20 protein-coding genes and 5 pseudogenes are annotated in these 20923 nt (G+C 41.9%); 11 read left to right on the top strand and 14 right to left on the bottom strand.

The window, feature by feature from the left end; all coding sequences use genetic code 11:
- Window positions 1-33: 33 nt before the first annotated feature.
- A complete protein-coding gene (locus B1L02_RS19430) occupies window positions 34-789 on the bottom strand; it encodes a hypothetical protein (RefSeq protein ID WP_088532452.1) in 756 nt (251 codons plus the stop codon).
- Between the two features lie 406 nt (window positions 790-1195).
- On the opposite strand from B1L02_RS19430, the gene B1L02_RS19435 reads away from it, so the two are divergent.
- On the top strand, window positions 1196-2053 hold the full coding sequence (locus B1L02_RS19435; protein WP_232003219.1) for a hypothetical protein: 858 nt from the start codon (window positions 1196-1198) through the stop codon (window positions 2051-2053).
- Window positions 2054-2270: 217 nt separating this feature from the next.
- Here the strand turns inward: B1L02_RS19435 and B1L02_RS19440 are convergent, their stop codons facing one another.
- The 3 genes from B1L02_RS19440 to B1L02_RS19450 form a co-directional block, all read right to left on the bottom strand.
- Window positions 2271-2630 carry a gamma-glutamylcyclotransferase family protein gene (locus B1L02_RS19440; protein ID WP_174694586.1) on the bottom strand — a complete coding sequence of 120 codons (360 nt, stop codon included), beginning with the start codon at window positions 2628-2630 and terminating at the stop codon, window positions 2271-2273.
- Between the two features lie 62 nt (window positions 2631-2692).
- Window positions 2693-4843, bottom strand: coding sequence for a DUF6351 family protein (locus B1L02_RS19445; RefSeq protein ID WP_088532454.1), 2151 nt, complete (start codon window positions 4841-4843; stop codon window positions 2693-2695).
- A gap of 115 nt (window positions 4844-4958) precedes the next feature.
- Entirely contained in the window at window positions 4959-5708 is a 750-nt protein-coding gene (locus B1L02_RS19450) for a substrate-binding periplasmic protein (RefSeq protein ID WP_017216652.1), read from the bottom strand.
- A gap of 363 nt (window positions 5709-6071) precedes the next feature.
- On the opposite strand from B1L02_RS19450, the gene B1L02_RS19455 reads away from it, so the two are divergent.
- The 4 genes from B1L02_RS19455 to B1L02_RS19470 all read left to right on the top strand — a co-directional run bounded on the left by B1L02_RS19455 (window position 6072) and on the right by B1L02_RS19470 (window position 8975).
- Window positions 6072-6323 carry a hypothetical protein gene (locus B1L02_RS19455; protein WP_223192213.1) on the top strand — a complete coding sequence of 84 codons (252 nt, stop codon included), beginning with the start codon at window positions 6072-6074 and terminating at the stop codon, window positions 6321-6323.
- Window positions 6320-6640 carry a hypothetical protein gene (locus tag B1L02_RS19460; RefSeq protein WP_010377819.1) on the top strand — a complete coding sequence of 107 codons (321 nt, stop codon included), beginning with the start codon at window positions 6320-6322 and terminating at the stop codon, window positions 6638-6640. Before B1L02_RS19455 ends, B1L02_RS19460 begins: the two co-directional genes overlap by 4 nt.
- Entirely contained in the window at window positions 6637-8250 is a 1614-nt protein-coding gene (locus tag B1L02_RS19465; RefSeq protein WP_088532456.1) for a PepSY-associated TM helix domain-containing protein, read from the top strand. Before B1L02_RS19460 ends, B1L02_RS19465 begins: the two co-directional genes overlap by 4 nt.
- A gap of 104 nt (window positions 8251-8354) precedes the next feature.
- The gene (locus B1L02_RS19470) at window positions 8355-8975 is read left to right on the top strand and encodes a LysE family translocator (protein ID WP_088532457.1); all 621 of its coding nucleotides are present in this window, start codon (window positions 8355-8357) and stop codon (window positions 8973-8975) included.
- Between the two features lie 81 nt (window positions 8976-9056).
- Here the strand turns inward: B1L02_RS19470 and B1L02_RS24705 are convergent, their stop codons facing one another.
- Window positions 9057-9311 (bottom strand): hypothetical protein, encoded by a 255-nt coding sequence (locus B1L02_RS24705; RefSeq protein ID WP_232003220.1) that lies wholly within the window; start codon window positions 9309-9311, stop codon window positions 9057-9059.
- Between the two features lie 11 nt (window positions 9312-9322).
- Entirely contained in the window at window positions 9323-9664 is a 342-nt protein-coding gene (locus tag B1L02_RS24710) for a hypothetical protein (RefSeq protein WP_232003221.1), read from the bottom strand.
- A gap of 331 nt (window positions 9665-9995) precedes the next feature.
- Between B1L02_RS24710 and B1L02_RS19480 the strand changes: the two genes are divergently transcribed.
- Entirely contained in the window at window positions 9996-10694 is a 699-nt protein-coding gene (locus B1L02_RS19480; RefSeq protein ID WP_088532458.1) for a hypothetical protein, read from the top strand.
- A 204-nt stretch (window positions 10695-10898) separates the two neighbouring features.
- Here B1L02_RS19480 and B1L02_RS19485 read toward each other — a convergent pair.
- The 5 genes and pseudogenes from B1L02_RS19485 to B1L02_RS19505 all read right to left on the bottom strand — a co-directional run.
- Window positions 10899-11453 (bottom strand): annotated as a pseudogene (locus tag B1L02_RS19485) (integron integrase); the annotation flags it as partial.
- 17 nt (window positions 11454-11470) lie between these two features.
- Window positions 11471-12958 carry an IS66 family transposase gene (gene tnpC, locus B1L02_RS19490; protein ID WP_088530886.1) on the bottom strand — a complete coding sequence of 496 codons (1488 nt, stop codon included), beginning with the start codon at window positions 12956-12958 and terminating at the stop codon, window positions 11471-11473.
- 80 nt (window positions 12959-13038) lie between these two features.
- Window positions 13039-13329 (bottom strand): annotated as a pseudogene (gene tnpB / locus B1L02_RS19495) (IS66 family insertion sequence element accessory protein TnpB); the annotation flags it as partial.
- 50 nt (window positions 13330-13379) lie between these two features.
- Entirely contained in the window at window positions 13380-13682 is a 303-nt protein-coding gene (gene tnpA / locus B1L02_RS19500) for an IS66 family insertion sequence element accessory protein TnpA (RefSeq protein WP_088530887.1), read from the bottom strand.
- 56 nt (window positions 13683-13738) lie between these two features.
- On the bottom strand, window positions 13739-14203 hold the full coding sequence (locus B1L02_RS19505) for a phage integrase N-terminal SAM-like domain-containing protein (protein ID WP_223192105.1): 465 nt from the start codon (window positions 14201-14203) through the stop codon (window positions 13739-13741).
- Window positions 14204-14458: 255 nt separating this feature from the next.
- Between B1L02_RS19505 and B1L02_RS19510 the strand changes: the two genes are divergently transcribed.
- Window positions 14459-14923, top strand: coding sequence for a hypothetical protein (locus B1L02_RS19510; protein WP_088532460.1), 465 nt, complete (start codon window positions 14459-14461; stop codon window positions 14921-14923).
- On the top strand, window positions 14920-16278 hold the full coding sequence (locus B1L02_RS19515) for a hypothetical protein (protein ID WP_088532461.1): 1359 nt from the start codon (window positions 14920-14922) through the stop codon (window positions 16276-16278). Before B1L02_RS19510 ends, B1L02_RS19515 begins: the two co-directional genes overlap by 4 nt.
- Before the next feature lie 371 nt (window positions 16279-16649).
- Here B1L02_RS19515 and B1L02_RS19520 read toward each other — a convergent pair.
- Window positions 16650-17721, bottom strand: a pseudogene (locus B1L02_RS19520) (IS3 family transposase).
- Window positions 17722-17798: 77 nt separating this feature from the next.
- Window positions 17799-18136: pseudogene (locus B1L02_RS19525) on the bottom strand (transposase); the annotation flags it as partial.
- Window positions 18137-18159: 23 nt separating this feature from the next.
- On the opposite strand from B1L02_RS19525, the gene B1L02_RS19530 reads away from it, so the two are divergent.
- Window positions 18160-18387 (top strand): hypothetical protein, encoded by a 228-nt coding sequence (locus B1L02_RS19530; protein WP_088532462.1) that lies wholly within the window; start codon window positions 18160-18162, stop codon window positions 18385-18387.
- Window positions 18388-18955: 568 nt separating this feature from the next.
- On the opposite strand, the pseudogene B1L02_RS24715 reads toward B1L02_RS19530, so the two are convergent.
- A pseudogene (locus tag B1L02_RS24715) lies at window positions 18956-19051 on the bottom strand (transposase); the annotation flags it as partial.
- Between the two features lie 122 nt (window positions 19052-19173).
- Here B1L02_RS24715 and B1L02_RS19545 point away from each other — a divergent pair.
- Entirely contained in the window at window positions 19174-20208 is a 1035-nt protein-coding gene (locus B1L02_RS19545) for a sensor histidine kinase (protein ID WP_088532463.1), read from the top strand.
- A complete protein-coding gene (locus B1L02_RS19550; protein ID WP_010373790.1) occupies window positions 20208-20909 on the top strand; it encodes a response regulator in 702 nt (233 codons plus the stop codon). Before B1L02_RS19545 ends, B1L02_RS19550 begins: the two co-directional genes overlap by 1 nt.
- Window positions 20910-20923 lie beyond the last annotated feature (14 nt).

Below are 20923 nucleotides of genomic sequence, written 5' to 3' on the forward strand. Positions count from 1 at the left end.
ACTTTTAGAAGAGGGGGAAGTTATAGTAATTAACTAGTTAAGAGTAATTTGGAACTTTTCCGATTGTTTTTCCTGGATGGCATTTATTCGACTGCCAGCTTTAAATTTGGTATCGATAGCGCCTTTTCGGGTACGGAACAATGTTACTGTCGTGTCGCATGGCTTTGTTTTATCTAGTGCGTCATCATCAAAGCCTGTTAATTCACTCAATAGAATTTTATATTGCCCACCAGACTCTAGTATCTCAGATTCGAAGCTTATAAGGCTTGATTCGCCAGTCGTCTTTGTACAAAACGATTTAAATTCGAGAAAAAGCTTGGTAGTGATGTCACTTTCTTCTCTCCACTCGACCAAAATGTCATCATTACGGTTGAATCGTTCAGAAACTGGAGCGTAAAGCTTTATTGGTGCAGGAAGTTTCACTCTAGAGGTTAATTTTTCATTCTCTTTATCACGAATGAACTCAAGTGTTAGCTCAGAATTTTTTGCAGTTGCTGTAAAATAACCCTGATAATCGACATCGAATAGGTCGTGATCTTTTACCAATATCTTTCTTTCATTTCCGAGTGTTGCTCTAACACTATCACCATCAGAAAGAATGACGTTCGCACCAGAACTACTGTTTAAATTGAACTCAGTAACAACTCGGGAGCCTTCATCATTTGAAGTAACACGAATATCCGCCCAAATCCCTTCTGTTTTTACTACATCTGATTGTGTTGATTCAGTTGAACAACCAATTAGTGATGCTAAAGCAATGCAGCACGATAAAACGCTGGCTCGTTTCACGAATATTTCCTTTTCTTCAATATGTGCAAAAAGAGTGTAGCGCTATTTTAATGTTTCTAGAATAGGGTTTAACAAATTATAACAATTTGTTTTTTAAATGTATGAAGCACTAGGTAAGTGGATATCTAAAAGAAACTATGTAAAGGAGACGTCCATGTCTCTAGTAAACGCCGATATACTATGTCGCAATTGTGTATGTAAAAAGGATGAGGCTGCAAACGATACGACTTAAATCAAATGGGTTGGCTTAATTCAGTATCGGAATGTGAAACAGCTCAGTTGTGTTAATAGTAACGACATAAACACATCATTTTTCTGTTACATTATTTGTACACAATATGGGTTCATTCAACTCATAATAAGGAAAGTGAACGTGAAAGACATCTGTAAACTTGCTGGTTTGATTTTGATTGGTATTACCACACTAAGTGTTAATGCCGGAGAGACAACACTTAAGTTATCAAAACCAAGCGGCCTGCCCTCACCAGTGGAGTCTGCTCGCTCAATAAATATTGGCTCAGTAGCCGACAATTTGTTTTCTGATCTGAGGAGCTTTGAGCTAGAAACTGAATCGGGTATGCGTCGTGATATTGCAGGCATGAGTAAAGTAAAAAGTATTTATGCGATAGACGTTGATGCCAAGCGAGTATCAGCAACCTTTTCGGGAACAACTAACTACAAAGTAAAGTTGACGCTCAAGAATATAAACTTATATGCCAAGGTCAAATTTTCCGGCATTGATATCCTTTGCCCCAGCGTAACTGTGACGGCACGTTTAAATAACTTAGCTCCTACCGCAACATATAATTACTATACAGGGGCTTTGGAAGACCTTGCGATTAACTACAATCGAAAGGTTGATGCAAGTTGCTCAACGGGATTATTTTCCATACCAGGCGTAAGTATATTTGTTGATTACTTTGCAAGTGATTACGCAAAAGCGAAAATTGATGATTTGATCAAAAGTAATTTAAGAAAGTTCAGTGAGCTAGAGCAGCCAGGAGCATTGTTTGGAATGCAGAAAATTTTAGCGGATAGGCGCGTATCTGCAAATATTAGCAGTGCTGAACGAGCGTTAAATATCGATATTGAAGAGACTATCGCTAACTTGGTTACAGGTATGAATATTTATATTGATTTAAAGCGTGATGCAAATGGCTATGGCAAACATTTTGCTCAAATTGGAGTGTACCAGAGTACTCCGACTATAAATTCTTCTCGGGAGGTAACTTCAGTGTTGCTGCCAACGGTGCGAATCGTATAAATAAATACGTGTTAACAAGCGGTCGCTGGCTTAGCAGTGATTGGATTCCAGGTATTTTATATGATGGGCAGTTTATCGGCGCGATTGCGTTTAATCGAGTATATGGCGTTGCGAGCTATATGGGCCAGAAACAAGTCACAATAAGTAACTGCGGTAAGGCGTGTGAGTAGTTTATATATGTAGTAGCTAATGATAGAGCTAGGAAAGCTCTATCATTTTATAGACTTTCTACGAGAATAGCTTTTTGGTTTGCTACATAAATCCAGCATTGTTGTCCAGAAACAGCAGTTGCCGAAATGCGCTGATATTCATCCATTTCGTACTCGTCTGCATGAGCTAATTCAGCTTCAGTGATTAAAAATACAGTGCCCTCGACTTCATCCTCTACATTACCTGTCGCGATTAAAATGGGATGAATGTCCTTTTGGCTACTGGCAATCACAGTGGGATCTGTTATTTTAACTTGGCCAATTTTAAATCCACAAAGTACCGCTTTCTCGCCTTCTAATCGTCTGCCGAATGTATCAAGTTGCACTTGCTCCTGTTGCAATGTGCCGTACGAAAATAATGCTTGCATCACTTAATTCTAATCCATTGTTCTCCTATTAGGTCCAAGTCTAAGCTGTGATATTTTCTCTGTCAATCAAGATCTTGCGGTCTACCCATATCGGGCTGACTATAATCGCATACGCCTTTTGGATAAATTTGTTTAAGTGTGGTGAGTTGCGTTGAGATATCTACATTCCCGTAAACCCCTTTGGCAAGCGCCTCTTCAATCGATATTTTATGACACTTAAATATATCACCAGCCCAGTTCGCACCGGCTTGAATTCTGCTGGTAGAAAACATCGGATATCTCGCAGTACAGGTCCCTTGCGGCTGGTTATTCCAGATACCATTAAACACTGCGTTGCCGCTTGCGATGACTTTACCTTGTTCGTCGAAACACGTATCAGCAAGTGTCTTCGGTTTTGCGTCTGCAACGGATAAATTTGGCTGTGCTTTGAGGTTGAGTAACCATTCATCCATTTTTTCAAATGCGAGTTGAGTTGGATTAAACGCTTGATGTGCGACCCAAATCACTTGATTCTCTGGGTTTGAATCTGCGGCGGACATTCTCAATCGAGTATAAAATGAAGCAGACATATGATGCATATCTAGCTCATTCTCAAGATAATGTCTGGCGTCAATAATGGGGATATCAACCTTACCAATAAATACCTGTCCAGAGCGATATGCTTTTTCCATCGCCGCGAGGCTACCGCTGTGCCTCGGTGCTACACCATTATCATCTGGCGTGGTGATATTATGATTGCCCCAAAGAGTGAGCCAAATAGGTACTTTGTGGCCAAATGGTAATACAATTTCTTCTTGTTGCATTTGGTTTTGGGGCTTCCATCCGCCTATTTTTTTGTTGAGATCAATAAATTCAGCCATTGTGATTTGCTGAGCCTTTAATGCTTCGAGCCCGTATTGAACGCCTTCGTTATCCCAAGTGCTTAATCCTAAGCCTGATTGATCCGTGCCAAATACGTTGGCCATGTCTTGCCAGTAACTCCAGTTTGTTCTCTCAACTACCTCATCCTCAAAAAAGGCCCTTAAAAACCCTTGCCTTGGATTATTAATAAAAGTAGATAATCCAAAGTAGCCATTAATACATTCACTATTACCATCAGGAAAGGAGGGCACAAATCCTGACATTAATTGGTTGAGTGGTTGCAAAAAACCAGCCCTTTGCGGAAAGTCGTTAATTGCATTCATGCCTTCAATATGACGGCGGCGGGTCCAATCACGCCATGCTTTTCTGTCATTAGCTCTAAAAGTAAAGTAGTTATTTAGTAAATCACAATCTAACGCGTAAGTGGTTTGGGTGATCATATCAGGGTAACTATAAAGTGGGATAAGGCCGTCTAAGATCTCTTGGCTATTTTGTGCAATCAAATATTGTGCGAGTCCACCGCCAGAGCCGCCAATTCCGACCGTATAGAGCGGCTCTCCGTACAAACTCGTGAATTGCTTTTTCACCCGTCTTGCGGTGTCTTCGGCCAGTAACATGTTGTAGGTGTAGCTGGTTTTATTGCCACTAGAGCTTATAACTGCGTAGCCAAGCTTTAACTGCTCAAGCTGTCTATCTATCACACGCTCTGGTTTTTGCCTGCCTTGTCTAAAGCCAATCCCAGAACCACCATTAAATTGGTAGATAAGTCGGTTATTCCATTGAGACTTTGCCTGTCTATCACCCATTTCGTCAACTGTGATTGGCATTACTATGGTATAAATGAAGCGATTTATGGTGCCTTGCTCAACGCGTAACAGTAAGTTTGTGTCTATCGCTTTGCTTCCCTTGTCTAACTGCTTGATTTGATTGTCAGAGGTTATCGCAAAGTAGCGTAACCGCGTTTTTGCCATGCAATCTTTACTAAAACCAAGTACTTGGTTTGATTGCTCATCCATCACCGGCACTCCGAGTCCCGCGTGGTTATCTATCTCTGGCTGACCAAGGCCGGAGTCCTGAGTCATACAGTAAAAAGGATATTGGTTAGGGCCAGAGTATAGGTTGGTATTAGGACCAATATCTCCTATCGCAATCGGAAATACGAAGGTATCGACGGGCCTTGTAACTTTTGAAATATGCGGATAAAACTCAATGATAGGATTGCTTTCGCTGTTTGCTATTTTTTCTACACTGTATATTTCTGCTTGCTCACTCGTTAGCCAAAACCAATAACCACAAGCGCCAAGAATAATCAAAGATAATAATGCGGTGAGCCAAGAAAATAAGGACTTCATATGAGCTCCTTCGAGTGCGAGGCAAATGGATAAACGGATATTATAAGTGTAGGACTAGATCATCGCAGTGTGGTTATTTGTTTGTTATTTGAACATGAAATTATTGCGTTAGGAATTAAAAATCATCGCCTAAGTATTTAATCTCAATAGTTTTAATTGTTTTATCCGAAACCTTTTCTAAGAGCGATTCGATACGCTTCGCCATCGCTTGGTTAGCGATGTTGTATCCCATAAATTGCTGCTCAGCATGAAAAGGACGCGGTAGAAAAGTGACTTCGAGTTGATGGCGGCGGATCATCTCTAAAGCCCACACTTTATCGACTAAAATTGCATCAACTCTGTTGTTATTGAGTACGCTAAAAAACTTTTTGCCGTCGTCATGGTTTTGCTCATAAAACGAACGGCTGACAATGGCTGCGTTGATTTTTTTCAGCCCTTGTACAGCCGCTTCCGGGTAGCTGTAATCCTCTGAGATCATGACTCTTGGGGCGGCAAGTTGATAAAAGTCATCAGGGTTGCTGAAGCGACCTTGTTTTACCGCAAGAGAGAGCAGCCAAGTGGTGAATGACACATCAATGATTGGAAAGCCATCGGCCTCATCCACATGTAAAGTAAAATCAAAAGTACCATCGGCAACGCCTGCTAAACAGCGACGATAAGGAAGTTCATGAAATGTCACTCGATAGGGAGTGCCAATAAGTGCTGATTTAATTATATCAACCTCTATGCCCCGAACTTGTTTTTGCTCATTAACAAAGCTGTAAGGCCACCACCGCTCAAAGCAAATGTGTACCGCACGACTATCCGTTTTTGCCAGCGCGTTGGTACTAAGTAGGGCGAGTAGCAATAAGAGAACAATTTGCATCAGTGCGTTTATCCTAAATTACCTTCTCTAAGCGTAATGATAGATTGGAAAAAGCGCAACAAAAGAACATATTATGAGCGTTTCGAAAATAGTTAAGTGCTTAACTAATAATGAGTATAGAGGGGAGCACAGCTTAATCATTATATATTTTTATGTAACCGTAACTCCGAAGTTCAGAAGCATCAATGATTGGCTTGCCAGATCATTGTCATTACCTAAGAAAACAATCCAAACAATCTTTCTAATAGAAATGATTATCATATGAGTTATTTTTTGTGTTGCTGAAATTTCAACGTTCGTTATAATCTTAACCAGCCCTTAATTTTATATTTTAATGTGAAACGGAGTTTTACTTTGCTAAGTGTGTCTTTTGTTGTTCTTTTAAGTGTTGCAATTATTCTGATTTATAGCACCAATAAAAATCAGCGCTTGCTGAAGCAACGTTTGCCAATTAGTGCCAGAATCGGCGGATATGTTTTATTAGCGAGCGGCATGATTTTAGCATTGCAGCTTTTTTCAGGTGCAGCGGTCGTATTTAGTTGGCTTATCGGTGTCATGGTGCTTACCGCGCTTATTCCCTTCACCATCTTAATACTTTTTAGGAAATCACAATGAGCCGGTTGTCACAAGCCGAAAAGGTTCAACCCGATTGGTTAGGTAAAACGCTGGCAGGCATTATTTTAGGCTTAGCGTTGAGTTTTGGTCTAGTTGGCCTTTTCGCTTGGCTTGGTAGCGACGGCCTAACCCAAACGATAAGTGTCGAGAAGCACAGTTGGCGCACCCAGTTCAATATGTGGATGGTTTCACCTATTTGGCTGTTAATTTTAAGCTTTGTATTTATGTTTAAAAATTATAAACAAGCAGTACTTTGGTTGGGTGGGGCGAATATCGTTGTGTATGTATTATTGTATTTTGTAAGAGGGATGGCATGAAGATCCGCGCTGATATTTTAAGGATTTACCAGAGCGTTCATACTTGGACGGGGATCACCACAGGATTGCTGCTGTTTATCGGATTCTTTGCTGGTGCTATTACGATGTTTGCGAGCAGTATCGATAAATGGGCGACTCCCCCATCTCATCAATTGTCGCAAGTAGAAACTACCCAGTATGATGAGTTGCTCCGACGTGCTTTCGTACAATATCCAGAGTCACAAAACGGGATTAAAGTCAGTTTTGAGGAAGGACAATCTCCCATTACATGGTACCAACAAGGTAATGCGAGAGGGTTAAGCTTAGATAAGCAGCTATGGCATGGCACATTGAATGAGTCCGGTGAGCTTGAAGCCCATACCAGCTATATCAATGAGTTGTCGTCATTGGTTGATTATCTTCACCGAAGCGCTGGTATTGTAGGTGAAATCGGTCACGACCAAGCTGGAGTTTATGTGCTTGGAATCGCTGCAATCTTGTATTTCGTAGCATTGGTATCAGGGGTGATCTTCTTATTGCCAACCCTAGTGAAGAGCTTTTTTGCATTAAGAGACAAAAAAGGGACTAGCCGTTTTTGGTTAGACACGCATAACTTAATTGGGATCACCAGCCTACCGTTTCATATTATTATCGCGATTACGGTGATTGTATTCGCATTTCATGATTTCTTATACGATGGTCTAGGTAAACTTTACGGTGATAAACCACTATTTGGGCGTGAAGCGCCGTCAGCGGTTGAGTTTAAAGTTGAGAACTTACCCAGCATTGAAGAAATCATGGCAAAGGCACATGCTTATGCACCTGAACATCAAATTAAAGAAATTACCCTCAGTCGCTTAAATAGCAAAGGACCTTCAGCTTCTATACAACTCGTAAGTGATGAGCACTTAATGCGCGGACCTAAAACTGACTTCTTGTTTATGAATCCTTATACGTTTGAGATTTCTACAAGCAGTGTCATGAATGGCGACCAAGGTATCTGGGGTGCAGTGGTTACCACGTTATTCGGTCTTCATTTTGGGAGTTATGGCGGTGAATTTGGTCGCTGGGCCTATTTTATTATGGGTATTTTAGGCGCAGTGTTGTTCTATACGGGTAATTTATTGTGGCTTGAGAAGCGCCGTAAGCAAAAGCAGCCGGAGCAATCAAAATCAAGCCGAGTGATGGGGAAATTAACTATTGGCGTGGCAATGGGCTCATTGTTAGGTGTAGCCGCGGCGTTTGCTGTAACAAAATGGACAGCCTTGACCGAGATGAACATCAATGTTGTATATATGTGGGTCTATTATCTATGTTTTGGTTTTACCTTGATTGCGGCGTTTATTACTGGCATGAGTAAAACGGCAATTTGGTCACAAAGGGCGATTGCCATTTTGTGCTTCTCGTTGCCACTGACTTCAGTCATTGCTTTGGTAATCCCAAGTCTAGGTATTTGGCCAGCGACAGATTGGTCCTCTATTGGCTTGGAGTTAACCGCTATGATCCTAGGTGTTATTTTTTGGCGAATGGCAGATAAGACACAGCATAGAGCTTACTATGGCGAAGCCAATAGTATTTGGTTTATTGGTCGGCATCAAACCGAATGTGAATTACGAACGCAGTCTGCATAACAAACACGTAAAAAGGAGCGAGTAGCTCCTTTTTACTTACAAAGTATCATCTATTTTTTCAAATCTGTTATCCTACGCGTTTTGCAATCCTCTACGGAAAAATTATGGAGCTTACAGCCTGGTTAAGCCTTGCTGCTATTTGTGCTTTTGGTGCGATGTCACCAGGCCCAAGTTTAGCGGTTGTCTTGCGTTATAGCCTATTTCATAGTGCCAAACATGGTATCGTCGCAAGCCTTGCGCATGGCTTGGGAGTTGGAATTTATGCCAGCCTAGCAATCTTAGGGTTGTCAGGGCTTATTCATCAATTTCCGATTGTATACCAATTTTTGGTTTACGGTGGTGCCGCCTACTTGGCATGGATGGGGATAAAAATCTTAATGAGTAAGAGCCAAGGGTTGGCGGTATTACAGTCTCAAGTGGCAACGTCGTATGCCAAAGCAGCGCAGGATGGTTTTGCAATTGCATTTTTGAATCCGAAGTTAGCTATTTTCTTCGTCGCACTCTTTTCGCAGTTTATCGACCCAGAAAAGATGACTTTAACGGTAGGGTTTATCATGTGTATCACCGTGCTAACGATTGATGCGTTATGGTATTTTATTGTCTCAATTTTGAGTGCTTCAGCAAGAGATAAATTCGATTTAACGGCCAAGCGAGCTGTGATTGATAAAATACTGGGCTGTGCCTTTTTACTGCTCGCCATGCGAGTGATTTACCAATCCTTATAGCCATTCTATCGTTGCGGCTATCAGGAACGGCTGCATAATATGCATAGGGAGCAGGTAGCGCGAGTTCGCGATTATCAGGCGCTAATCTAACCCCTTGCGCTGTATGTAGTTATGAAGAATGAATGCTTTGAGTTTTTCGTTATCGGTTTTATTCATCGCAAAGGACACGGCGAGTTCCAGCGGGCTTGCCACTTTTATCGAGTGGACGTTTGCAAACAGTGGAATAGGGTCGGCAAGATATAATTTAGCGATCCGGCTGATCAGATTAATTTGGATTGCATTTGCTTGATAGGGAAAAGTATTAATCAGTCCGCCGGACTGGGATATGGAGACCATGTTAAACGGCATCATTTGAGGGATAATCTGAACCTAACTGGCGTTGAGGGGCAGGTGCGCCAGCTACGCGGTGCACAAGAGTTAGCGGCTTCCACGATATTAGGCGCTTCTAAGTTGTTGTCTAAAATCTCCATCAATGCTGACAAGTCGCTAAGTGGGAACTCGACTTGCTCGTTGGCATTTTTGGCAACGAGACTAAACTGAGAGCTATTAGAAATACTCGCAAGTAACTTCTTAATCTCACTGTGAGTTTGCTGTTTTTGGTCCCTAGCTTCCGGCAATAGCGGACCTGCAACGCGATTACCGGCTAGCGTTCGGTTAATGAATTGTAATTCTTCCTTCGTCAATTTCATGATTAAGCACATCCATTAAGTGGTTGATATTTGTACAGCAAGGTTTGTACCAAATTCCGCTTTCGTTGCTACTACGGCGTTTCTTTTTTAAATACAGATTTTGAAATTTGTTTAGTATTAGATTCGTTGCCATCTAGCCATCAATTAGGGCAATCTAACGTACCTAAGCGGCAATGAATTGCCCATGAAGTTGTACGAGTTATTTAAGAAAATGAAATATTTCCGTGTTCAGTGGCTATTGATATCAATTCATCGGCTGATTGTTGAAAATATTTATTTGGAATAATGCTTGCAAAGGTCTAGCACCGAGATTGTTTTTTAGACTTGCCCAATGCCAACGTTTTTAACTGGACATCAAGTATCGCTCATAGAGCCTACTTCACTGAACTTATCACCTGTAGAGCGAGAGAAATTAGTGATCCCGAGCGCTCATAATCAGCTTACAGCAAATGACAATCACCATGCTGCTGGTGGGGGTCGTGCTCACACCTTTAAGCAAAACTTTATGAGTGCCATGAGTAGTGGCTCGTCTGGCGAAACGTCGCAACATGACAAAAATGAAGCGTTACTGCAGTTCCAATTTGCGGATCATGAAGTACTATTCGACCATACAAGCATCGCGTCTCAAGATGAAGCCGCTTACGAAAAGCTCCGAGCGTTGCTGGCTGATATGATGACAAGACCCGTAAAGGTTGATATCAGCAGTAAAGACCAAGCGCAGCAATTACTGTTTAAAAATTTAGAGCTAGATTTTTTAGCGTACAAGGAGCTCTCTGAGCGGTTGGAAATGTTAGCAAAGCTTGACCATGAAACTGAAAGTCAAAAAGCATTGGCACAGCAAGATAGAGATCGCATTCGTGCGGTAATTGCCAGTTTACATGCACGCCTAGAGAAGGGCCAAGAGGCGTTACTTGGCGGAACAACATTAAAAGCGTTGGATGTTAATCGCAAAGATTTTGAGCTTGAATTAGATAGCCTGTTTACCAGTGTTGGCTTTGATTCGGATATGCCAGTAACTGGCGCGACTTGATTGCCGTGATCATTATTGTTTGCTGGGATCTGCACTTTTTACCAGGTATAAAATGTAGTAGCCCATACCCGAATCTCACCGTTTAAAAAGAACGGGGTTAGACTTTACCTGAAATGCGTTTTGAGCGAACAAAAGACGGTCGTCAACGTTACTTTTGTTCCACAAAGCGCACGTTCCATTAACTTATTTATGTCCCAAAACAAGCTAGAAAATTTTGCTCAAAGGGCTAACAACACCGTTTGCGCCTTGCTGTAAAACATGGGTATAAATCTGAGTGGTTTTAACGTCTGAATGGCCTAACTGAGCTTGTACTGTTCTAATATCTGCCCCACTTTGTAACAGATGTGTAGCAAAAGAGTGGCGAAAAGTGTGGGGCGTTATAGGTTTTGTTATTTGTGCTTTTTTGGCAGCCTCTTTAACCGCTTTACGTACTCCTGTTTGATGAAAATGATGTCGGCGGATCTCCCCAGTTTCAGGATCTGCACTTAACTTATATGAGGGAAATAGATACTGCCAAGCAATTGACTTATTGGCGCTAGGATATTTTCTTGCTAGTGCGTTTGGCATCCAAACACCTGCATATCGTTCATTCTGGGAATCTAATTTTAAGTATTCATCAGCCTGAGCAATTTGATTTCTTAGCAAAGGTATAAGTTCTGTGGCGAGAGTAACCACCCGATGTTTATTCCCTTTTCCATTCCAGATCCGAATGCACTTGTAGTCAAAGTCAATGTCCTGAACTCGTAGTTGAACAGTGAGCGTGCAGCGAACCACACCTAGAGCTTAACATTCCAAGGCAGTAAACTGTTGATATCACAGTCTGGTTGAGCAAGTTCGTTTAAACAATGCATCACATAGTCGAATGGCGTGAGGCCATTTGCTCTGGCTGTCTCGATCACGCTGTAAAGGATTGCGCTACTCTCAGCGCCACTTGTGGTGAAGCTAAACAGCCAGTTTTTTCGGCCTATGACGAACGGTTTAATAGCGCGTTCTGCCCGGTTATTGTCTATCTTTAGGTGTCCGTCGTCGAGGTAGCGAATAAGTTTCGGCCATTGTCTTAGCGTGTAGTGGATAGCCTCGCCTAGCTTCGATTTCGGTACCACTGTTTGTGCTGATTTTTCTAACCAGGTTTTAAACTGTGCCAGCAGCGGTGTGCTTTGTTTTTCTCTCGTTGCTTGTTTTTCTTGAAGACTCATGCCCTTTATTGCTGTTTCAACCCGATATAGTTTTTGAATATGGTTGAGCGCCCAGTTCGCCTTGCCGGTTTTACCTTTGGCCTGCGCATCCGCAGCTTCTTTGAACTTGCGTCTTGCGTGTGCCCAGCAACCAACCAGTGTCGCTTGTGTTTGTTCGTAACCTGCATAACCATCAACTTGCAGATAGCCGTTGTAGCCCTTTAAAAATGCCACAGGACAGCGACCCGCGCGACTATTCTGATAGTCGAACAGGGCGATATTGGGGATGCTTGCCTCTGGCGCAGGCGAGTCCGTGCCGCTGCAATACAGCCACATGTAATTAGTTTGTTTGTCTTCTTTCACCACCTTAACCGTGGTTTCATCGGCCTGTATCACCGGTTGCTGTAGCAACACGTCGTGCAGCCTGTCGTAGAGTGGTTTGAATAAACTGGCACAGCGGATCATCCAGTCTGCCATGGTGCGTCTGCAAAGCGCGATACCATATTGTTTGAACAGGCTTTCCTGCCGATACAGCGGTAAACCGTACTGATATTTGCTGGTGATGATCTGGCTGAGCAAACTCGCCGTGGCAATGCCTTTCGGGATTGGACTAGGTGGTACAGGTGCTTGCACTATCCTGATCTGGGTTTGCGTTTTTTCACACTGTCGGCAACTATATTTTGGCCTGACATGTTCAATGACTTTGACTTGGGCCGGGATAAACTCCAGTTTTTCGCTCACATCCTCGCCCATTTTGTGCAGCTCACCGCCACAACAGCCACACTGTTTGTTGTCGATGTCATGGACAACACGCTCGCGGGGGAGGTCTTTTGGCAGAGGCTGGCGCGTTGGCTTTTTACGCTGATATTCGATGGTTTCAACGTCTTGCTCTGGCACCTCTTCAACCAGCGTTTCGGCTTCATTGAACAAGTCAGCTTGCGCCGGATGCGACTCACTGCTGGCCCCGAAGCGTTTTTGCTGGGCCAGTATGAATTGTTCTTCGAGGTAGTTATTACGTGCCTGAAGCTGAGCAATGATCTCTTCTTGCTTCGCTAACTGCTGGCGTAATACATCAAGTTCGTTTTGCATGAGTGTTACTTTACCAGCAGATTAACTGTTTTTAAATTAATAACTTAGATTATTTTACGTTCAAAAAGTCGCTGTTATGATCATACGTTATAACCATAACTGAGTGGCTTATGAGCAATGACGGACAAGCCTGACAGTAGCCATTGCCACTGCTCGGCAGTCAGCGTAATGACGTCATCGTCTTCTTTGTCTGGCCATTTAAACTTGTCTTTTTCGAGGCGTTTGTACCACAGTGCAAAACCGGTTTTATCCCAATAAAGTACCTTCAGCTTGTCCTTACTTTTATTGCAAAAGGCAAAGACGTTACCCGTCATTGCGGACGTTGCCATTGCTTGCTCAACAATCGCCGCAAGTCCATTAATGGATTTACGAAAGTCGACCGGCTAGCGATGTAAGTAAAGCACTTCATTTTGCCAGCAGATCATGACAATGCCTTCAGCAGTGCTGCGAGCCAAAGGGTATCTGTTGTTGATGGCAGCAATACCGTGCTCTGGCCATGTTTGAGTTGCAACAACTCAGGTGGGGAAACTGACTCAGGTGCTGCAGGCTTAGCGGCAACAAAAGATGACTGAGGAGGTGTTTGCTTACGAATTTTGCTTCGGCGATTATAAAAAGACTTGATACTGAGGTTGTGTTGCGTGCAGAAGTCACTAACAGACAACCCACTGAGCTCCTGCTGTTCGAAAAGTTGCAGCCATTGCTGCGCGGTCTTGTGTTTAGGCATGTTCAACTCCGAATTGAGATCAGAGCTTTACTTTATAAGTTGATAACATCCTGCTGCTAGGTGTGGTTTAGGCGACGGTTACGTTGAACAGCTTCCATTACACGCATTACACGTAAGCCGCTACCATACATTAAACCTGAAATTAAATAATATCGTTTACTTAAAAACGACATGAGACGTTTAACCTCCTCGGGGGTCATAACAATTGGCAACTTAGATTGGCGCTTGCTTCTGACAAACGTTAGATTGGGGCAAAAATCCTGTTTAATGACTTGCTTATACAGAAAAGACAATGCATTTAACGCTGTCGCTTGTGTTTTAGGCGACACATTATGTTTAAGTACAAGGTAGTTGAGATATTCGACAACCTCGTTATCGCCCATTGAAGCTGGGTGACGCTTATCATGAAAATGAATATAGGAAGAAATCCACTTAAGATATGTATCAACGGTTCTGAGCGAGTATTGCTTAGTCAGCATAAACTCTGCGATGTGGTTTAAAAATGGTGAACGAGTTCTCATTGAGTTAGCTCCAACTAATGACTGTATTTATATACAGTGTTGTGTTTCTTCTATAGTCAAGAAAACGACTCACTGGGTCGTTTTTTATCATTTTCATAGTTTCTATAATGATTAAAAATATATTTGTAGCAACAAGTTAGTTATTGTGATAAAGCTGGTACAATGAGAATAATGACCCATGACTCGGTAGAAAAACGCCCCATAGGGTCGATATTAAATTGTTAGAGCATGAGGGAGCCACTGGAAATAATCTAAATGAAATATTTAACTCAACTCAGACTATGGTTCGTTCGACTAGAAAGAGAAATCGAAGAAAGTCCACTTGGAACAATAGGACTATTTCTTGGTTTTTTCGGACTTTTTCTAGCTTTACTGACAAGCTGGTCACAATTGATATTATGGGTAACCAAATATGGAATTCACGTGATTGCTTCACTCCTATTAGGAGTCGGTAGCTTGCGCCTCATTAAAATTATAGCGCGGAGATCTGAGAAACAATCATTATCAGAACAAGCAGAGATCGCATTTTCATACTTAAATCCCATTTTTGATTCTCATGATGTAATGAGCATTGACGAAGTATTAAATATACTAATCGAACGGGGGCTCACTAGAGAATCTTCGACTAATGCAGTAGAGATATTGCTTGAATCGAATAAGTTAAAACGAAGAGCTGATGGCGGGATTATTTTAACAAACCGAAGGGGAATGAATAAATGAATGAACAATCACTTGTATATCTTCCAGATTTAGCCGTTTTATCACAGCGGAACGCTAAAGAACTAAAAGATGAGCATTACGAAAGGTGGGGTATTAATGCTAAGGGCGTGGTGTTACCGATTTGTTCATCTACAGGAATTCCATTTGAAAATGACTTCATGAAAGCGGAAAAAATAAGATATAAAGGAAAGGCTGATGGGTTAACACTTTCTGATATTGTTGCAGAGTTTTTACAGATTGAATTGGATATATATTTCACGCTAGATCCAACGCTTAGTTTTATAAGAAGCGACTCTTTGCACATAATCGATATCAGCGGGGATAGTTCTGCTCAAGCATGCTTTTCAAAAAAGGGAACAAAAAAATTAGTCAAGCATGTTGCAGAAAAAGCTATTGAAATAGGAAAGGAGCAATGTGAAAACACTAAAGCTAAAATTGTAGGTTTAGCTCTTGATCTTACAAATATACTGCCAATGGGAGCAACAAATGAACGCATTGAGCTTACATGCTTCTGTAGCGAATGTCGCGATCAATTGTCTAGTTTCACTAAACGTGGAAAGAAACTGTTTGAACGCTTCGAAACATTCCCAAATCCTTGGAATATGGCGTTAAAAGATACGGGCACAGGTATTGGGCAAATCAATGATATTGAGTGGAATACTTCGCCAGAAAAAATAATTGGTCTTAGTAAGCTAAAAGGTTTTGAAGCATTCGATGGAGATAATTATGACGCGCATGAGCAAGCGGCGATATTAATTGAGTATCTACACTCCAGACATAAACAGATTGAAAACGCCATAAAAGACATATTTGATGGGCTAGATATTCAGAAACGGATTTTGATTACAGAGGGGTCACACTATGACTGGACATCAGGGCTTTTTCTAGCAAAGCTAGATGAAAAAAGTGTGTGTGATGAATTGTGGTTCGATCCTACAGCACATAATTTTGAAATGAAGAATGTTCAGCATAGATCATTCATGTGGAAGAGAAGTACATATTTTTTAAGCGCATTTTTTGGCTTTTTAAATAAATCACAAGATGGGTACATGAGAACGTATACCGGGCTAGCCCGAAAGTCTGTGGATGAAGTAAAAAGCTTGCTAAAGCTTAGAATGAGGCAGGTTATTGGTGCGAGCATAACCGAGAAAGTTGATCTCTTTCTTTTACCAGAAATCAGCAATGATGGAGATACTGGTAGAATAGGTTTCGTTTCTCCGTGTATCGATGAAAGCATATGCAACTCTCTAATACAAGCTGCGAAAATACCTGATGGCATAAGCGAAGAGAATGGTGGTGAGCAGGTGAAAATGGCTGAAATTCTTTCAAAACTAATGGGCGGCTCTAACAATTAATTCCACCGGCAGCAAAAGCGTCGCTCTTACCTCGCTCTGCTTTTGCTGCCGGTGAATTATGCGTTGGTATGACTCCCACTGTCAAGTTAAACACACTGATCCTTGCCTAACTTTAAGCCATAATTTCTTAACTCGAATTAGAGAGAGTTAATGCATAGGATGAAGCAAGTAATTTCGTCGGTTTTCTTGCTTGTATTCGTTGGTTACTCATTTTCATGAGCAGAGCAGGCCTTACTTAACTCGACGTGGCGCCTGTTTTCAGTCTATGTTCGTGGTTCAATGCTGCGTTAGCAGCATTGCCATCCTAACGCCATCGGTGGTTGTGCCACACCCGATGCTTGACCCAATACATTAACTCTAATTCGTTCATTTTAAGCTGGTACTCTGGATAATCTTAATTTGGGATTTACTGGCAAGAGCACAATCTGTTTTGCGATTGCCCAGATATAAGCAATCATTTCACGTACTTCTTGCAGTGACTCAAACAAGTATAAATCGAGCACTTCTTCACGATAACTTCGGTTAAACCTTTCCACAAAACCATTCTGGTAAGGACTGCCTGGCTCTATAAATTCCAACTTGATGTCATTTTTCATTGCCCAATCTTCGAGTGTCGTTAAGTAAATTCTGGGCCATTGTCCACTCTAATCTGCTTTGGTTTACCGCGCCAAGCAATAATTTGTTGTAGCGTTCTAATAACTCGTTCAGAAGTTAAGCTTGTATCGACCTCAATCGCCAGTGCTTGTCGGTTGAAATCATCCAGCACATTCAGTGTTCTAAAACGATGTCAATAGCTTAATGCGTCACTCATAAAGTCCATTGACCACGATTCATTATGTTGTGTCGGTGCGCTTAATGGTTCAGGTGTTCTTGTTGGAACACGGCGCTTTCCCTTACGTCTCAAGTTTAGTTTTAGCATGTTGTAAACGCGTTCAACACGCTTTTTATTCCACGGCTTACCTTTATTGCGAAGCCTTTTGAATAGCTTAGGCAGCCCCCACCTAGGATGACGCTCTACCAGCGCAAGTAATGCGTCGATAACGTCATCATCTAACGGCCGTTTATGTTTGTAGTAAAAAGCTGAGCGGCTTAGCCCTGCCACTTCACAAGCAAATGCGACGCTGACGTTAAATTGAGCTCTTAAATGCTCTACCCAAGCTCTGCGCCTACTTGTTTTTACTGCTTTTTTGCGATGATATCCTCAAGCATCGAGTGCTTTAGGCTAAGCGTTGCAAACATATCTTTTAGCTTACGGTTTTCTTCTTCAAGCTCTTTAAGTCGCTTAACGTCTGAAGCTTCCATCCCGCCATATTTTGAGCGCCATTTATAAAACGTACTTTGGCCGATACCATGTTTGCGGCAAATTTCTGGCACAGGAATACCTGACTCAGCTTCCTTGATCATGCTGACAATTTGGGTTTCGGTGAACTTGCTTTTTCTCATCGTAAATTTTCCTATTTTAGTTAATGGAAAATTCTACTTATAAACTGTTTCATTTTTTGGGGGAGTTACAGTCTTTTATAGTCATAAAAACTTGAACGAGCAATATCAAAGACGTTACAGACCATTTCTACCGGTTCGTGCTCACTTAATTGGTCTATTAACGAATATTGTTCATTTCTTCTGACATTAAGAGAGCTGTAGCCTTTTTTAGTATCGATTTTTCTCGCTCTAAGCGATTGATCCTGGCTTCAAGCTCTTGAATCTTTTGCTGTTCAGGGGTCAACGCGTTAGACGTAGGCGTTTCACCAATATCCAAAGAGTGACATGCATCTTGGAGGGAGTAGTCTTTATCTAAAACTAAACAAGCTGCTTCAAGTTTGAATTCTTTACTAAATGTTCGACGTTTTCTTGCCATTTGACACCTCTAGTTGAGTGGTAATGATACCACCTAAAATAGTGTCCGGGTTTATTGAACCACAACAGTCTATTAATTTGCATCATCAAGACCAGTTAATAACCGATATGGGTAAATTAATTGTCCAAGGAATTGAAGGTAAAAGCAAAAAAGATGTTTTATTTCTATTAAGGCAAGCCAAGCCCGAAGCAACTCTCGTTGATGAAGGTGATGTCGTGATCTTTGAAAATATCGCGTTTAAATTCGAATAAGATAAATTGGTTGCAGTGAGGAAATAAACACATAATGAATCAATTATAGGTGGGGCGTCAGGTCAAGAGTCTTTTAGAGTAGAGTATGTTGATAGAAATAATCAGGGAAGCAGCGTGGCCTGAAATACTAAAACTACAATCAGAGGTCTATCTGCTAGTCGAACTCGAAAGTCTTGAGGTGTTAAAAGACAAATGGAATAGAACTCCCAAATGCCGCTTTATCTATCGTGATTCTGAAGAAACAATACAGACACCCACTGTTATCTATTCACCATAGTTACGGCAGTTTCGACTTAGAATTACAAAAAAGTGTTCACCACTCATATCAAAAGTGTTTCTAAAATAAGCGAGTTATTGGCGTTTACGTATTTCTCGACGTCAAAATCAGCTTATCGTGCACGGCATGGGAGAGGCTACGGTTAGCGCAGCTTGAGGAGTTATTGCTAAAGCCTTTATTTGGTCCAGCCAGCAAACGTTCACAATTGCTAGGTTTGTGCGCCGTCGTTTTTTGAGTGTTTTACAATAAGTGGTCAGTACTCGCTCTCGGCCATTCTTCAATGAATTTCTAAGTTACCCAGTTGCTTTTAAACAGCTTGTGCCAGCGTATCACAATGGCTTTATCAGATATGCGCTTAGCCTTTTTATCATCAACATGCAAAAACAAACTTGATAGATAAACAGGCTCTTGAGCTAAATAGCCTAAAGCTAAGTAAATTTTACGCAAATTATACGGCAACGGAATTTCGGCAAGGATAGAATAAAGACATAGCGCAAGTTGGAGTCACTATGTTTTCCGAGAATGGATTTATTGCCAAGAATGAGTATCTCGTTAGTTTTCTGGTTTTGCTGTTAACCAGCGCCTTTGCCGTTGCCTTAGACTCGTTGCTACATTCGGCGATCAGTGTACTGCTGGTATTACAGTTGGGCGTTGTTGTTGTTTCTCTCATCGCAAAACGTTGGATGGCACTGGGGGTGGCGATTGTTAGCAGTCTAGTGTTCAACTTTTTTATCACAGAGCCCAGATACACGCTTCATATGAATAACACCGAAGACGTGGTCAATTTAGTGGTATTTATCGTGGTGGCATTAGCTACCAGCTATTTATCGAGCTATATCAAAGAGCAAAAGCAGCAGCTTTTAGTTGCGAATGTACGCTCCAATATCTTGTTGTCGGTTTCTCATGATTTACGTACACCGCTCGCTGCGGTGATGGGCGCGCTCGAAACGCTAGAAACCTACCGCGATAAGTTAGACCAAGACGAGCAAAACGAGTTGTTGGGATCGGCACGGTCTGAAAGCCACCGTTTGTTTCGCTATATCGAAAATATCTTGCAAGCTACCAAGTTACAGCATCAGGGGGATGAGCTTTCGCTTTTTAAGCAACCAACATCAATTGATGTCTTGATCGATAACGTGATTTTGCGGCTAGACGCACCATGCGTCTCGAGAATGCCACAGAACATAAGTCCAATTCTCACGATACAAGCTGCACTCATTGAGCAAGCCCTGTTTAACTTAATCGAAAACGCAGTCACTTTTAGTCCCGATGGAGAGCGAGTTGAGATTTCCTTTGGAGAAACGCAGCAAGCGTTGTTGATATTTATTCAGGATAATGGTCCCGGGATCCCCGTCGCTCGGCAAAAAGAAGTCTTTAGCGCCTTTAGCTCGTTTCGACAAAGCGCCAGTAAAGACGGTGGCAGTGGCTTAGGGCTGAGTGTGGCGAGAGGTATTATTCGTGCGCACGGCGGTGATATTCGCATTTTGCCGACGACGCAAGGCTGCACAATGGAAGTTAGTTTGCCAAAAGAGGAGGCGCATTGATGACTCACACCATTTTATTGATTGACGATGAAGAAGAGATCCGTCGTTTTATCCGCTTAGCATTGAAAGCTGAAGGGCTGAATTATGTGGAAGCCAGCACCGGAAAGGAAGCCATGTCGGTGCTAAAAGGTGAGCTGCCAGACTTAGTAATCTTAGATCTCGGGCTTCCAGATTTTGATGGATATAGCATTTTAAAGAAGATCCGAGAAACCAGCAAGCTACCAGTATTGATCTTAACTGCGCGAGATCAAGAGGCTGAGAAGATTAAACTGCTGGAGGGCGGCGCAAACGACTACCTGACGAAGCCTTTTAGCATCAAAGAGCTGGTGGTGCGCGTCAAAGTGCTATTACGAGATTTAGTACCGAACAAACGCTTGCTCGCCATTGACTATGGCAAGTTGATGATAGATTTACAAAAGCATCAAGTCATTATGGATAACGCCCCACTAGCATTGTCGAAAAAGGAATTTGCACTACTCAGTATGCTTGCACAAAGAGCACAAGAATTAGTCAGTCAGCAAACCTTATTAAAGCAAATTTGGGGCGAAAGCCATGTGGAAGATAGTCATTATTTACGGATTGTGGTCAGCCAGTTACGTAAGAAACTTAGTGACGATGCTGCTACACCAAAAATCATAGAAACTGAGCCCGGGGTTGGTTATCGGTTTTTACTTTTACCGCTCAATAAGCATTTCTCATAACGGAGTATATCGAG

Origin of the sequence: Pseudoalteromonas piscicida (genome assembly GCF_002208135.1) — a bacterium.
Classification (GTDB): Bacteria; Pseudomonadota; Gammaproteobacteria; order Enterobacterales; family Alteromonadaceae; genus Pseudoalteromonas; species Pseudoalteromonas piscicida_A.